This window comes from Streptomyces sp. NPDC059373 (assembly GCF_042751495.1).
GTDB lineage: Bacteria > Actinomycetota > Actinomycetes > Streptomycetales > Streptomycetaceae > Actinacidiphila.
The window spans coordinates 308,728-322,458 of the sequence record NZ_JBHYXC010000002.1; the positions used below are offsets into that span (position 1 = coordinate 308,728).

Consider the following 13,731-nt stretch of genomic DNA (forward strand, 5'->3'; position numbering starts at 1 on the left):
CCCCCATGAAATATCTGGTTCGCGAGAAGATCTTCGCCCTCGGCGACGACTACTGGATCGAGGACGAGCACGGCAGTCGCGCCTTCTACGTGGACGGCAAGGTGCTGCGCCTGCGCGACACCCTGGAGCTCCAGGACCCGGACGGGACCGTCCTCGCTGTCATCCGCAAGAAGCTGGTCAGCCTGCGGGACGCGATGACCGTGGAGCGGGACGGCGAGGAGCTGTTCACCGTCAGGAAGAAGCGGCTGACGCTGCTGCGGGACGCGTATCGGGCGAAGCTCGCGAGCGGCGAGGAGCTCGAGATCCGCGGGGACATCATCGACAAGGAGTTCGACATCGAGTACGAGGGCGAGAGGCTGGCCCGGATCAGCCGGAAGTGGTTCCGGGTCCGGGACACGTACGCCATCGATGTGGAGCGGGAGGACGCGGACGCGGCGGTGCTCATCGCGGTCGCGGTGTGCGTGGACCGGCTCAGCGAGGCGGAGCAGGGCGAGGAGGAGTAGGCAGCCCCAGCAGGCGGTCCCGCAGGACGGGGAAGTCGGCGCGCGTCTTGGCGACGAGGGCGGGGTCGAGGTCGACGGTGAGGACCTCCTCGTCGTGGCCGGCCTCCGCGAGGACGGCGCCCCAGGGGTCGACGGCGATGCTGTGGCCGGCGAGCCGGAGCCCGGCGTGGGTGCCGGCGGTACCGACGGCGAGGACGTAGGCCTGGGATTCGACGGCGCGGGCGCGGGCCAGGAGGGTCCAGTGCTCGCGGCGGCGTTCGGGCCAGCCGGCCGGGATGACGAGGATTCCCGCGCCGGCGTCGACGAGCAGCCGGAAGAGCTCGGGGAAGCGCAGGTCGTAGCAGGTCGCGAGGCCGAGGACGGCGCCGCCGGGCAGCTCGGCCGTGACGATCGTCTCCCCCGCCGACATGAGGGCGGCCTCGCCGGTGTCGAAGCCGAAGCGGTGGATCTTGCGATATGTGTGCCGCAGCTCACCGTCGGGCGAGAAGAGCAGCGAGGTGTTGTAGATCGCACCGTCGGACGTGCGCTCGGGGATCGAACCGGCGTGCAGCCAGACGCCCGCGTCCAGCGCGGCGGCCGACATGACCTCTGCCGTGCGGCCGTCGACGGGCTCCGCCTCGGCGCTGAACAGGTCTGCCGCGAAGGCTCCCACGGTCCATAGTTCGGGGAGAACGACCAGGTCAGCACCCACTTGCCCGCGCACGAGTTCGGCGACCCGCTCGCGCCGGGCTTCGACCGTTTCGGCCGGGTCCACGTCGATCTGGATCAGAGAAACGCGCACGGTACCACCGTCCCTGAGCTTCGTACCTGCATGCAGGCCTACGATCGTCACACGAAAGCACTCCCGTGGTGTCACTGCGCAGCGTAATTTAGGCGCACACCACTACGACCGCGTCCGACCGTCGAGGGGTCCCGTGACCGTCCACAGCAAGCTCCAGCCGTACATCGACGCCTGGACCCACTCCATAGAATCCATATCCGAACTGGTCAGCCCCCTCGCCGAAGGCGAGTGGAACCGGCCCACCGCGTGTCCCTACTGGTCGGTGCGCGATGTCGTGTCGCACGTCATCGGTCTGGAGTGCGAGCTGCTCGGCGATCCGCGCCCCATCCACACGCTGCCGATAGACCTCCGCCACATCCACAGCGAGTTCGCGCGCTACATGGAGGTGCCGGTCGACAAGCGGCGCCACCACACCGCGCCGGAGATGACCGGCGAGCTGGAGTACACGATCATCCGCCGGTCCCGTCAGCTGCGGAACGAGTCGCGCGAGCCCGACACGACCGTACGCAGCCCGGGCTACGGCGACACGACCCTCGAAAACCTGCTGTGGCAGCGCGTGTTCGACGTCTGGGCGCACGAGCAGGATCTGCGCCGCGCGCTGGGCAAGCCGGGCAACCTGGACTCCCCCGCGGCCGGCTACGCCCGCGACTGGCTGCTGGCCGCGATGCCGAAGACGGTCGCCAAGGACGCGGGCGCCAAGCCCGGTTCCGCCGTGGTCATCGACGTCCACGGGCCGGTGGAGTTCATGCGTACGGTCCGGGTCGACGACCAGGGGCACGGCACGATAGACGGCAGTGTGTCGCTGGGCCCGGCCGTGACGCTGACCACGGACTGGGAGACGTTCGTCCGGCTGGCCTGCGGCCGGGTGCGGCCGCAGGCGGTCGCCGATCACGTCAAGGTCGAGGGCGACGAGGCCCTGGCGGAGCGGATCCTCGCCCACATCGCCGTCACGCCGTAGGACACTTCAGGCGTTCACGTCCCTCAGGTGCCGGCGGGGACGTGAACGCTCTCCACGCGGCTGACCGCCACCCGCTGCCGCTCCAGCCGGGCGGCACGGCCGCGCAGTCGCAGGATCTGGGTGACTCCCAGGGCCTGGAGGACGAAGACGCTGGACCAGGCGACGCGGTAGTTGTCGCCGGTGGCGTCCAGCAGCACGCCGATCGCGAGCAGCGTCAGCATGGAGGCCGTGAAGCCGCCGATGTTGACGATGCCGGTGGCCGTACCGAAGCGCTCGGGCGGGTTGGCCGGGCGGGCGAAGTCGAAGCCGATCATCGAGGCGGGCCCGCAGGAGCCGAGCACCACGCAGAGCAGGAGCAGCAGCCACAGCGGGGCATGCGCCTGCGGCCAGGCCAGGACCAGCGCCCACATCGCCGCCGTGGCGCCGATCACGCCGAGCGCGAGCGGCATCCGCGCCCCGTGGTGGCGGCCGATGACCTGGCCGAAGAGCATCCCGAAGACCATGTTGGCGATCACGACCACGGTCAGCAGCGTGCCGGCCGCCTCCCGCGACATGCCCTGCGCCTCGACCAGGTACGGCAGCCCCCACAGCAGCAGGAACACCATCGCGGAGAACTGCGTGGTGAAATGGACCCACATCCCCAGCCGCGTCCCCGGCTCCCGCCAGGCCAGCGCGATCTGCCGCTTCACATAGCCCGCGCCGAGGTGGTCGGCGGGCGCCGGCTCGAAGCCCTCGGGGTGATCCTTCATGAACAGCAGCACCAGTACGAGGACCAGCGCACCGCCCAGCGCCGTCCCCACGAAGGTCGGCGTCCACCCGGCCGAGTGCAGCAGCCTGGCCAGCAGCACCGTGCTCATCAGGTTGCCCGCCACCCCGAACAGCGCCGCGCCCTGCGCGATCATCGGCCCGCGCCGCGCCGGGAACCACCGCGAGCCCAGCCGCAGCACGCTCACGAAGGTCATGGCGTCACCGCAGCCCAGCACCGCGCGGGCGGCCAGCGCCATTCCGTACGAGTGCGACAGCGCGAAGCCGAGCTGGCCGACCGTGAACAGGACGATGCCGATGGTCAGGACGCGCTTGGTGCCGAGCCGGTCCACCATGAGGCCGACGGGTATCTGCATGCCGGCGTAGACCAGGAGTTGGAGGATCGAGAAGGTCGAGAGGGCGGAGGCGCCGATGTGGAAGCGCGTCGCCGCGTCGATGCCGGCCACGCCGAGGCTGGTGCGGTGGACGACGGCCACCATGTAGACCAGGGTGCCGATGGACCAGACGGCGACGGCCTGCCGGCCGCCGGGCGGCTCTTCGGTCGTGCCGGCGCTCACAGCTCGCCCCGGGCGAGGAAGTTGACCCAGCTGACGTGCCGCTCGACCAGGGTGAGGGCGGCGCCGGTGTCCCCGGCCCGCAGCGCTTCGAGGATCTCCGTGTGTTCCGCGATGTTCTTGGCGATCCGGTCCGGCTCCGCGTTCATCGTCGCCACCCCCATCCGTAGCTGACGATCCCTCAACTGGTCGTAGAGCTGGGCCAGAATCCTGTTCCCGCCCGCCCGCACGATCTCCGCGTGAAAGGACCGGTCCGCGACCGCGAACGCCGCCAGGTCGCCAGCCGCCGCATGGGTCCGCTGTTCCTCCAGCAGTTCTTCGAGCCGCGCCGCGAGCTGCGGGGACGCCGGCGCGACCTTCTCCGCCGCATGCAGCTCCACCAGCAGCCGGGTCTCCACGACGTCGGCGATCTCCTGCGCCGACACCGGCAGCACGAGTGCGCCCTTCTTCGGGTAGAGCTTCAGCAGCCCTTCCGCCTCCAGCCGCAGCAGCGCCTCGCGCACGGGGGTGCGCGAGACGCCTACGGCCTCGGCCAGTTCGCCCTCGCTCAGGAGCGTCCCGCCCTCGTAGCGGCGGTCGAGAACGGCCTGCTTGACGTGGGTGTAGACGCGCTCGGCGGCCGGCGGCTGCTTGGCGATCGTGGTCGTGTTCGTACCGGTGGAATCCATGATGAGCACATCATAGATACAAGATGGGTACCGGGTCAGTCGCCGTCCGCGATACGGACCGGCATCACGAGCGAGAAGGAGTCGTCCCGGTCGGGGAGCCGGATGGCCAGCGGGCTGATCGGGCCACCCAGCTCCAGGACGAGCTGCTCACGGCCCCCTGCGGCAAGGGCGTCGAGCAGGAAGTCCCGGTTGACGCCGATCCCTTCAGCAGCCTTGTCGGCGACCACGAGGCTGCCGTCCGGCGTGACGGTGAGGACGCGGACGGCCTCGGAGCCGGCGGCCAGGGAGTCACGGAGGGCTGCCGCCTCGACGGTGACGCGGTGGACGGCGTCGTCGAGCCTGGTGAGGCGGCGGTAGTCCGGATAGTCGTGGTCCAGCCGCACCCCGGTGGCCTTGCCGCCGGCCGCCTCGGCGGTGATCCGGTCGCCGTCGAAGCCCACTTCGGCCGCGCCGGCCCCGTCCAGCAGGGCCCGGATCTCGTTGGCCAGCGCGGTCGGCACGATCACGCTCAGCGCCTCGGCGTCGGCGGGCTCCACCGGCACCCGCGCCACCGCGAGCCGGTAGCGGTCGGTGGCGACCAGCGTCAGCACGCCGCCTTCCACGTCGAACAGCACGCCGCCCAGCGACGGCAACTCCGGGTCGGTGCTCGCCGCAAAGCGCACGGCGTCCAGGGCCGCCGCCAGTTCCGGTGCGGGGATGGTCAGTCGGGTCATCTTGTGTGCCTCCGGTGCGAGTAGGGCTCGTACGGTGGAGAGCTCACGCCGCGCGTCGGCCAGACCGTCCTCGAGGCGCCGCACATGCGCGTCGAGCAGCCCGCGTACGGCCTCCGGATCCGCCGCCCGCTCCGCCAGCACCCGCCGGATCTCCGGCAGCGGCATCCCCACCCGGCGCAGCCGCGCGACCAGCCGGGCGTCGGGCAACTGCTCGTCGCCGTACCAGCGATAGCCACTCCGCGGGTCCGTCCAGGCCGGCGTCAGCACCCCGGCCCCGTCGTAGAACCGCAGCGCACTGACGGACAACCCGCTGTCGCGGGCCAACTCGCCGATGCTGCGCATGTCGCTCTCCATGGGGAGGACTCTGGGGGCTCGACAAGGTCGAGGGTCAAGCGCCTCAAGGGTGCAGGCTACCCACCACCTCGGCGGTGGCGGTGATGCCGGAGGCGATGGTGGGCGCGAGGCTGGTGCCGGAGAGGCAGAACCCGAGCAGGACGCAGAGCAGGGCGTGCGAGAACTTGAGGGCCTTGCTGCGGAGCAGGACAAGGGCCAGGACCAGGAGCAGCAGGACCACGGAGATCGATACGGCCACGGCGATACCTCCCGAAGGGTTTCTCCGTACATATCCGCACGAATCACCCGCAGGGTGGTGGAGCCACGCGTGACGCGGGGCCCGGACGTGTGTACGTCCGGGCCCCGCGCTGTCGCTAGGCCCAGGTCATGAGGCGCTTGGGGTATTCCAGGATCGCCGCCGTGTCGGCGAGGACCTTGGAACCCAGCTCGCCGTCGACGAGGCGGTGGTCGAAGGAGAGGGCGAGGGTGGTGACCTGGCGGGGCTTGACCTTGCCCTTGTGGACCCAGGGCTGTTCCTTGACGGCGCCGAAGGCGAGGATCGCGGATTCGCCGGGGTTGAGGATGGGAGTGCCGGTGTCGACGCCGAAGACGCCGACGTTGGTGATGGTGACGGTGCCGCCCTGCATGTCGCCAGGGGAGGTGCGGCCCTCGCGGGCGGTGGCGACGAGTTCGCCGAGGGCGGCGGCCAGTTCGGGCAGGGTCTTGGCGTGGGCGTCCTTGATGTTGGGGACGATGAGCCCGCGCGGGGTGGCGGCGGCGATGCCGAGGTTGACGTAGCCCTTGTGGACGATCTCCTGGCGGGCCTCGTCCCAGGCGGCGTTGACGTCCGGGTTGCGGCGGATCGCGACCAGCAGCGCCTTGGCGACCAGCAGCAGAGGGCTGACCTTGAGCCCGGCGAAGGCCGGGTCGGCCTTGAGCTCCTGGACGAGCCGCATGGTGCGGGTGATGTCGAAGGTCACGAACTCCGTCACATGCGGGGCCGTGAAGGCGCTGGCCACCATCGCGGCGGCCGTGGCCTTGCGTACGCCCTTGATCGGCACCCGGGTCTCCCGCGCCGACGGCTGGACGGAGGTGACCGGCTCGGGCACGACAGGCGAAGCCACGGACGCCGGGGCGGGCACCGCCGGGGCGAGAGCGGCCTGGACGTCCTCGCGGGTGATGACGCCGCCCGGGCCGGTCGGGGTGACGCCGGCCAGGTCCACGCCGAGGTCCTTGGCGAGCTTGCGCACCGGCGGCTTGGCCAGCGGGCGGGGCTCGGTCACGCCGGCGTGGCCGTTCAGCTCGGGACCGGCCTTGGCCTGGGCCGGCACCGCGGCCTTCTTGCGCGGGCGGCGCTTGGTCGAGGACGCGGCGACGCCGTAGCCGACCAGCACCGGCTGCCGCTTCGGCGCCTCCGGCTCGGGCGGCTTCACGGCCACGGGCTCGGCCACCGGCTCGGCCGCCGAGGCCGCCGGGGCCGCCTGGACCACCGGCTCGGCGGCCGGGGCCGACTCCTCGGCCGGGGCGCCCGGGTCGGTGTCGACGGCGATGATCACCGTGCCGACGTCCACCGTGTCGCCCTCGCCGAAGTGCAGCTCGTGCACGACGCCGTCGAAGGGGATGGGCAGTTCCACGGCGGCCTTGGCGGTCTCGACCTCGCAGACGACCTGGCCGTCGGTGACGGGGTCGCCGGGCTTGACGTACCACTTGAGGATCTCTGCCTCGGTGAGTCCTTCGCCCACGTCGGGCATCTTGAACTCGCGGAAGCGCTGTGCAGTCACGGTCGTCACAACCCTCTCCTAGTACGCCAGCGCGCGGTCGACGGCATCGAGTACCCGGTCAAGCCCTGGCAGGTACTCCTCCTCCAGCCGGGCCGGCGGGTAGGGGGCGTGGAAGCCGCCGACCCGTAGCACCGGTGCCTGCAGGTGGTAGAAGCACCGCTCGGTGATCCGGGCCGCGAGCTCGGCACCCATGCCGAGGAAGACCGGGGCCTCGTGCACTGTCACCAGGCGTCCGGTCTTCTGCACCGACGCCTGGAGGGTGTCGAAGTCCACCGGCGACAGTGACCGCAGGTCCACGACCTCAAGGCTACGGCCCTCCTCGGCGGCCGCGGCAGCGGCCTCGAGGCAGACCTTCACCATCGGCCCGTACGCGGCCAGGGTGAGGTCCGTGCCGTCGAGCACCGTACGGGCGGTGTGCAGCGGGGCCGGGATGGCGGTGGGGTCGACCTCGCCCTTGTCCCAGTAGCGCCGCTTGGGCTCGAAGAAGATGACCGGGTCGTCGCAGTCGATGGCCTGCTGGAGCATCCAGTAGGCGTCCTGCGGGTTCGAGGGGGAGACCACCTTGAGGCCCGGGATGTGCGCGAACAGCACCTCGGGGGACTCGGAGTGGTGCTCGACCGCGCCGATGCCGCCCGCGTACGGGATGCGGATGACCACCGGCAGCTTGATCTTGCCGAGCGCACGGGCGTGCATCTTGGCGAGCTGGGTGACGATCTGGTCGTACGCGGGGAAGACGAAGCCGTCGAACTGGATCTCCACCACCGGCCGGTAGCCGCGCAGGGCCAGGCCGATGGCGGTGCCGACGATGCCGGACTCGGCGAGCGGGGTGTCGATGACCCGGTTCTCGCCGAAGTCCTTCTGCAGGCCGTCCGTGATGCGGAAGACACCGCCGAGCTTTCCGATGTCCTCGCCCATGAGGACGACCTTGGGGTCGGTCTCCAGGGACTTGCGCAGTGCCTCGTTCAGGGCCTTGGCGATGGTCATGGTCGTGGTCGCCATGTCAGTGGCCCTCCTCGAAGGTCGCGAGGTAGTCGGCGAACTGCGCCCGCTCCTCGTCGACGAGCGCGTGCCCGTCCGCGTAGACGTTCTCGAAGATCGCCATCGTGTCCGGGTCCGGCATGGTGCGTACGGCCTCGCGGACCCGCTTGCCCAGGGCCTCGCTCTCCGCCTCGATGCCGGCGAGGTAGGCCTCGTCGGCCAGGCCTTCCTTCTCCAGGTAGGTCCTCAAACGAAGGATCGGGTCCTTGCGTTCCCACTGCTCCCGCTCCTCGTCCAGGCGGTAGCGGGTGGGGTCGTCGGAGGTGGTGTGCGCGCCCATGCGGTAGGTGAAGGCCTCCACCAGCATCGGGCCCTGCCCGCTGCGGGCGTGCTCAAGGGCCGCCTTGGTGACCGCCAGCACCGCCAGCACGTCGTTGCCGTCCACCCGGACGCCCGGGAAGCCGAAGCCGGCCGAGCGCTGGTAGATCGGGACGCGGGTCTGCTTCTCGGTGGGCTCGGAGATCGCCCACTGGTTGTTCTGGCAGAAGAACACCACCGGCGCGTTGTAGACGGCGGCGAAGGTGAAGGCCTCGGCGACGTCGCCCTGGCTGGAGGCGCCGTCCCCGAAGTACGCGATGACGGCGGAGTCCGTGCCGTCCATGGCCGCGCCCATCGCGTAGCCCGTGGCGTGCAGCGTCTGCGAGCCGATCACGATCGTGTAGAGGTGGAAGTTGTTCTCGTTGGGGTCCCACCCGCCGTGGTTCACCCCTCGGAACATCCCCAGCAGATTCGCCGGGTCCACCCCGCGGCACCAGGCGACGCCGTGCTCGCGGTACGTCGGGAAGACGTAGTCGTCGGGGCGGGTGGCCCGGCCCGAACCGATCTGTGCGGCCTCCTGGCCCAGCAGCGAGGCCCACAGGCCCAGCTCCCCCTGCCGCTGCAGGGAGGTGGCCTCGGCGTCGAAGCGACGGGTCAGCACCATGTCCCGGTACAGGCCCCGCAGCTCGTCAGGGCTCAGGTCGATGGAGTACTCACTGTGCTGGACGCGCTCGCCCTCAGGGGTCAGCAGCTGTACGAGTTCCGGCTCGCCAGTGCCCCCACGGCGCTTCGCGCCGCCGCGGGTACCCGTGCCCGTACGGGGCGTACGGGGCTTCGCGGCAGTGCTCTTCACGCTCACGCTTCGCTCCTCCGTCTGTCCGGCCCCCGGGATCCGCCGGTGGCCAGTGCGGCTCCTACCCGCCTCGACACGGCGCACGGGGTGTGTGCGGCACGGCCGAGCCGGGAGTGTTGTCTCGCCCCGGCAGGCAGCCCTGCAAAACGAACGTTACCCACACCTTCCGCTTTCGCGCGAAGAGTGTCTTACCTGCGGTTTTGCTTGGATTTCCTAGTAAATCGAGGTTCTCGCAAGGTTCTCGCAGGCCAACCGTGGGTCACCGGGACAACCGCACGGTATCCCGAGGACTCGAAGCTGCGTAAGAGGCCAGGGGATCGAATCCTGTGCGAGGCTGAGATAGTGAGCGAACAGGGCGGAAACACTCCAAACGGAGCAGACGGGGTCATCAGGGTTTTCCTCCTCGACGACCACGAAGTCGTCCGCCGTGGTGTCCACGAGTTGCTCTCCTCCGAACCCGACATCACCGTCGTCGGCGAGGCAGGCACCGCGGCCGAGGCGCTCGCCCGGATCCCCGCCGCCCGGCCCGACGTCGCCGTCCTCGACGTACGGCTCCCGGACGGCAGCGGCGTCGAGGTCTGCCGCGACATCCGCTCCCGGGAACCGTCGACCAGGTGCCTCATGCTCACCTCCTACGCCGACGACGAGGCGCTTTTCGACGCCATCATGGCGGGCGCCGCTGGATACGCGCTCAAGGACATCCGCGCCAGCGACCTCGTCGGCGCCGTCCGCGACGTCGCCGCCGGCAAGTCCCTCCTCGACCCCGTCGCCACCGCCCGCGTCCTCGAACGCCTCCGCACCGGCACCCCCGAGCCCGAGCCCGCCATCGCCGGCCTCACCGACCAGGAACGCCGCATCCTCGACCTCATCGGCGAAGGCCTCACCAACCGCCAGATCGGCGAACGCCTCCACCTCGCCGAGAAGACCGTCAAGAACTACGTCTCCTCCCTGCTGGCCAAGCTCGGCATGGAGCGCCGCACCCAGGCCGCGGCCTACGTCGCCCGTACGCGGGCCGAGCGCGGCCGATAGCGTCACTCGGGTTGTGGGTAGGCCGTCCTCCCCCAGCTAGACGCTGGGAGGTGCCCCCAAGGCGAGCGAAGCGAGGTGGGGGTCCCCCCGGCCGAAGGCTGGGGGTGGGGGCACCTCCCAAAGGAAGCTTTGGGGGAGGCTGGCACAACCCGACCACGGGCGTGCAGCCGACCACGAGACGGGACCAAGGACCCACCGGACAGGGGGCCGGAGCCCCTGTTCCGGCAGCGCTGGCACACCGCACGGTGGACGCATGCCCACCGACCCCGAGCGCGAGGCGGCCCTCGCGATGCTGGCCGCAGTGCCCTACGGACGCCTCGCCCTGACCCGCGGAGCGCTGCCGTACGTAGCCGTGGCGCGGCATGTCGTGGCCGACGGACAGATCATCCTCCGTACACACCGGGGCTGGGGCGTCCACCGGGCGGGCGACGGCGCGGTGGTCGCGTACGTGGCCGACAACACGGCGACCGCGCAGCCGGACGCGTGGGTGGCGCACATCACCGGGACCGCGAGCGCGTTCACGCCCACCGAGGCGCAGTGCGAGCTCTTCGGGGGGCTGCCGGTGTCGGCGGACGGGGAGCCGTTCGAGCCGGCGTACCTGCGGATCGAACCGAGGTACGCGAGCTCGTATCGCGTATACCGCGCGGAAGGGTGAGCCGCGTGATCTACCATCGGCCGGGTGATCGGGAGCACGGCGACGGCGCCGCCCACCGGCGAAACGCTGGACGCGCTGCTGCGCCGCTACGAGAACGCCGGCGCCCCGCTGTCCTGTGAGCCCGTCGCCGAGGGCCTGCTGAACCGCGGCTACCACCTGGCGACCACCCGGGGCCGTTTCTTCCTCAAGCTGTACGTGGACTCCGCCACCGCCGACCGCTCGGTCATCGCCCGTCAACACCGGGCCACCCAGCGCCTCGACGAGCTGGGGCTGCCCGTCGCGCCGCCGCTGCCCGACATCGACGGCGGCACGGTCGTGGTGCTCGGCGGCCGCTGCTTCGCGCTCTACCCGTGGGTCGACGGACAGCACCGTGAGGGCGCCGAGTTGACCACCGGCCAGTCCCGGCGGCTGGGTGCGCTGCTCGGGCTGGTCCACACCCGCCTGGAGCAGGTGCAGCCGCAGCCCGCCGACCCGGGCCACCATGTCAGCGCCGACCCCGAGCGGACCTTCGCCCTGATCGACGATCTGCTGGAGCAGGTGCGCGGCCACCGCCCCCGCGAGACCTTCGACGAGCTGGCGGAGCACCGGCTCCTGGAGCGCCGGGCCCTGCTGGAGCGGCACGCCCACCGCCGGCCCCCGGACGCCGGGGAGCCGGTCACCGGCTGGGTGCACGGCGACTTCCACCCGCTCAACCTGCTCTACCGCGAGGACGAGCCGGTCGCGATCGTCGACTGGGACCGCCTCGGCGTCCAGCCCCGCGCGGAGGAGGCGGTACGGGCTGCCGTGATCTTCTTCGTCCAGCCCGCCGGCACCCTCGACCTCGCCAAGGTCCGCGCGTACGCCCGCGCCTACCGTCTCGCCACCGGCGCCCCGCCGGACGAGCTGGCCGCAGCCGTGCACCGCGTCTGGTGGGAACGCCTCAATGACTTCTGGATGCTCCGCTGGCGTTACCAGCGCCGCGACCGCCGCGCGGATCCGCTCTTCCCGGCCGCCTCCGCGCTCGCGGTCTGGTGGACCGGCGCGTACGACGCGGTGCGGGACGCTTTCACGGGCTAGGCCTCACGCCCCTCGGGACAGGCCCGGCAGTCAAGTGCCCCCGTCGGTCCCGCCCGCCGAGGTCAGGCCGGTGTCGCCGACGCCGCCCGTGCCCGAGCCGGCGGTGTCCGTGCTGGTGCCGGTGGAGGTGTCGGTGGGCGTGGCGGAGTCGGTGGGGGTGGTGGTGGGCGCGGTGGTCGTGGGGGCTGCGCTGGTGGGCTCCTTGGTGGTGGGCGAGGTGCTCGGCGAGGCGGACTCGGTCGGCGAGGGGGAGGAGCTGTACGACTGGGTCGGGCCGCCGGTGCTGTTGTCGGTGCTGGTCGACGTGTCCTGCTGGGTCGGCGCGCTGGTCTGCTGGTCCGTTGTCTGGGACTGCGTCGGCGTCGGGTTGTCCGCCGTACCGGAGCCGCTGGTACCGGTGATCGCGAAGTAGACGCCGAGCGAGACGGCCAGCGCGGCGGCCAGGACGAAGAGGACCGGCTTCACCCAACGCCGGTCGCCGCCACCGCCGCCCGGGCCGCCATGGCCTGGCGGCAGCGTGTCGTGGTCGACGAGCCCGCCGGGGGCACCGAGCAGCAGGGGGGCGCCGAACTGCGCCGTGGTGTGGTCCGGGTGGCCGCCACGCGTGGCGGGGGTGGCCTGGCCGGGCAGGCCCATGGCGGGGGTGGAGGCGCCGGAGTGCGCGACGAAGCCGGTGTTCCAGGTGCCGGTGTAGCCGCCCTGCTCGCGCAGCATGCCGGCCGCGTACAGCAGAACGCCGCGCATCTCCTCGGCGGTCTGGAAGCGGTCGTCCGGGTGCTTGGCGAGTGCCCGCATGACGAGCCCGTCGAGCTCGGGCGGGACGCGGTCGCTGATCGCGGACGGCGGCCGGGCCTCGTCCTGGACGTGCTGGTAGACCACCGACAGCGGGGTCTCGCCGACGAACGGCGGGCGCAGCGCCAGCAGTTCGTACAGCAGACAGCCCGTCGCGTAGAGGTCGGACCGGGCGTCGACGGTCTTGCCCAGGGCCTGTTCCGGCGACAGGTACTGCGGGGTGCCCATGACCATGCCGGTCTGCGTCATCGTCGTGGACGCGCCGTGCAGGGCCCGGGCGATGCCGAAGTCCATGACCTTGATCGCGCCGGTCTCGGTCATGATGACGTTGGCGGGCTTGATGTCGCGGTGGACGATGCCGTGCTGGTGGCTGTAGGCGAGCGCCTCGAGGACGCCCGCGACGATGACGAGGGCCTGCTCGACCGGGGGCGGTTCGTCGGAGTCGACCAGCAGTTCGCGGATCGTACGGCCCTCGACCAGCTCCATGACGATGTAGGGGACGACGGCACCCGTGGGCGTGGCGTCCTCGCCGGAGTCGTAGACGGCCACGACGGCGTGGTGGTTGAGGCCGGCGACGGACTGGGCCTCGCGGGTGAAGCGGGCCTTGGAGACGGGGTCCTCGGCGAGGTCGGAGCGCAGCAGCTTGACGGCGACGATGCGTCCGAGGCGTACGTCCTCGGCCGCGAAGACCTCGGCCATGCCGCCCCGGCCGAGACGGTGGGTCAGGCGGTAGCGGCCATCGCCGACGAGGCCCCCGACCCCCCACATCTCAGGCGAATCGGGCACGCCGTGGCCGGCTGCGGAGGGCTCATTGGGGCCCCCTGCGGCTGTCGTATGTGCCATTTGTCCTCGCCGTCGCTGTCGACACCTCTAACTTCCCACGCTACAGCGTTCCCCGGTATCGGTGATGTGACCGACCGAGTTGTGGAGGGATTCATACGCATCCGGTGACGAACAGGTCAACGAACTTGACCTCGATAGGAGCTAGGGCAGA

At 71.2% G+C, this 13,731-nt stretch carries 14 protein-coding genes; 5 read left to right on the forward strand and 9 right to left on the reverse strand.

Annotated elements, in window-relative coordinates; all coding sequences use genetic code 11:
- Positions 1 to 5: 5 nt before the first annotated feature.
- A complete protein-coding gene (locus ACFXJ5_RS05640) occupies positions 6 to 503 on the forward strand; it encodes an LURP-one-related/scramblase family protein (RefSeq protein ID WP_384627269.1) in 498 nt (165 codons plus the stop codon).
- Here ACFXJ5_RS05640 and ACFXJ5_RS05645 read toward each other — a convergent pair.
- Positions 472 to 1,284 carry a carbon-nitrogen family hydrolase gene (locus tag ACFXJ5_RS05645; RefSeq protein ID WP_384627272.1) on the reverse strand — a complete coding sequence of 271 codons (813 nt, stop codon included), beginning with the start codon at positions 1,282 to 1,284 and terminating at the stop codon, positions 472 to 474. The genes ACFXJ5_RS05640 and ACFXJ5_RS05645 overlap by 32 nt on opposite strands.
- Positions 1,285 to 1,417: 133 nt before the next feature.
- Between ACFXJ5_RS05645 and ACFXJ5_RS05650 the strand changes: the two genes are divergently transcribed.
- On the forward strand, positions 1,418 to 2,242 hold the full coding sequence (locus ACFXJ5_RS05650) for a maleylpyruvate isomerase family mycothiol-dependent enzyme (protein ID WP_384627274.1): 825 nt from the start codon (positions 1,418 to 1,420) through the stop codon (positions 2,240 to 2,242).
- A gap of 23 nt (positions 2,243 to 2,265) precedes the next feature.
- Here ACFXJ5_RS05650 and ACFXJ5_RS05655 read toward each other — a convergent pair whose 3' ends face one another.
- From ACFXJ5_RS05655 to pdhA, 7 genes are all read right to left on the reverse strand, one after another.
- Positions 2,266 to 3,564, reverse strand: coding sequence for a nitrate/nitrite transporter (locus tag ACFXJ5_RS05655; RefSeq protein ID WP_384627277.1), 1,299 nt, complete (start codon positions 3,562 to 3,564; stop codon positions 2,266 to 2,268).
- Positions 3,561 to 4,229, reverse strand: a complete 669-nt coding sequence (locus ACFXJ5_RS05660; RefSeq protein ID WP_384627280.1) for a GntR family transcriptional regulator — start codon at positions 4,227 to 4,229, stop codon at positions 3,561 to 3,563. Before ACFXJ5_RS05660 ends, ACFXJ5_RS05655 begins: the two co-directional genes overlap by 4 nt.
- 35 nt (positions 4,230 to 4,264) lie before the next feature.
- Positions 4,265 to 5,296 carry a DNA polymerase III subunit beta family protein gene (locus ACFXJ5_RS05665; protein WP_384627283.1) on the reverse strand — a complete coding sequence of 344 codons (1,032 nt, stop codon included), beginning with the start codon at positions 5,294 to 5,296 and terminating at the stop codon, positions 4,265 to 4,267.
- A 43-nt stretch (positions 5,297 to 5,339) separates the two neighbouring features.
- Positions 5,340 to 5,534 carry a hypothetical protein gene (locus ACFXJ5_RS05670; protein WP_384627286.1) on the reverse strand — a complete coding sequence of 65 codons (195 nt, stop codon included), beginning with the start codon at positions 5,532 to 5,534 and terminating at the stop codon, positions 5,340 to 5,342.
- A 115-nt stretch (positions 5,535 to 5,649) separates the two neighbouring features.
- The gene (locus ACFXJ5_RS05675; protein WP_384627289.1) at positions 5,650 to 7,065 is read right to left on the reverse strand and encodes a dihydrolipoamide acetyltransferase family protein; all 1,416 of its coding nucleotides are present in this window, start codon (positions 7,063 to 7,065) and stop codon (positions 5,650 to 5,652) included.
- 9 nt (positions 7,066 to 7,074) lie between these two features.
- The gene (locus tag ACFXJ5_RS05680) at positions 7,075 to 8,055 is read right to left on the reverse strand and encodes an alpha-ketoacid dehydrogenase subunit beta (protein ID WP_384627292.1); all 981 of its coding nucleotides are present in this window, start codon (positions 8,053 to 8,055) and stop codon (positions 7,075 to 7,077) included.
- Position 8,056: 1 nt separating this feature from the next.
- A complete protein-coding gene (gene pdhA, locus ACFXJ5_RS05685; protein ID WP_384627295.1) occupies positions 8,057 to 9,211 on the reverse strand; it encodes a pyruvate dehydrogenase (acetyl-transferring) E1 component subunit alpha in 1,155 nt (384 codons plus the stop codon).
- A gap of 336 nt (positions 9,212 to 9,547) precedes the next feature.
- Between pdhA and ACFXJ5_RS05690 the strand changes: the two genes are divergently transcribed.
- The 3 genes from ACFXJ5_RS05690 (at position 9,548) to ACFXJ5_RS05700 (ending at position 11,945) form a co-directional block, all read left to right on the forward strand.
- On the forward strand, positions 9,548 to 10,234 hold the full coding sequence (locus ACFXJ5_RS05690; protein ID WP_384627298.1) for a response regulator: 687 nt from the start codon (positions 9,548 to 9,550) through the stop codon (positions 10,232 to 10,234).
- A 253-nt stretch (positions 10,235 to 10,487) separates the two neighbouring features.
- The gene (locus ACFXJ5_RS05695; protein ID WP_384627301.1) at positions 10,488 to 10,889 is read left to right on the forward strand and encodes a pyridoxamine 5'-phosphate oxidase family protein; all 402 of its coding nucleotides are present in this window, start codon (positions 10,488 to 10,490) and stop codon (positions 10,887 to 10,889) included.
- Positions 10,890 to 10,913: 24 nt separating this feature from the next.
- On the forward strand, positions 10,914 to 11,945 hold the full coding sequence (locus ACFXJ5_RS05700; protein WP_384627303.1) for a phosphotransferase: 1,032 nt from the start codon (positions 10,914 to 10,916) through the stop codon (positions 11,943 to 11,945).
- Positions 11,946 to 11,975: 30 nt separating this feature from the next.
- Here the strand turns inward: ACFXJ5_RS05700 and ACFXJ5_RS05705 are convergent, their stop codons facing one another.
- On the reverse strand, positions 11,976 to 13,580 hold the full coding sequence (locus ACFXJ5_RS05705) for a protein kinase domain-containing protein (protein WP_384627306.1): 1,605 nt from the start codon (positions 13,578 to 13,580) through the stop codon (positions 11,976 to 11,978).
- Positions 13,581 to 13,731 lie beyond the last annotated feature (151 nt).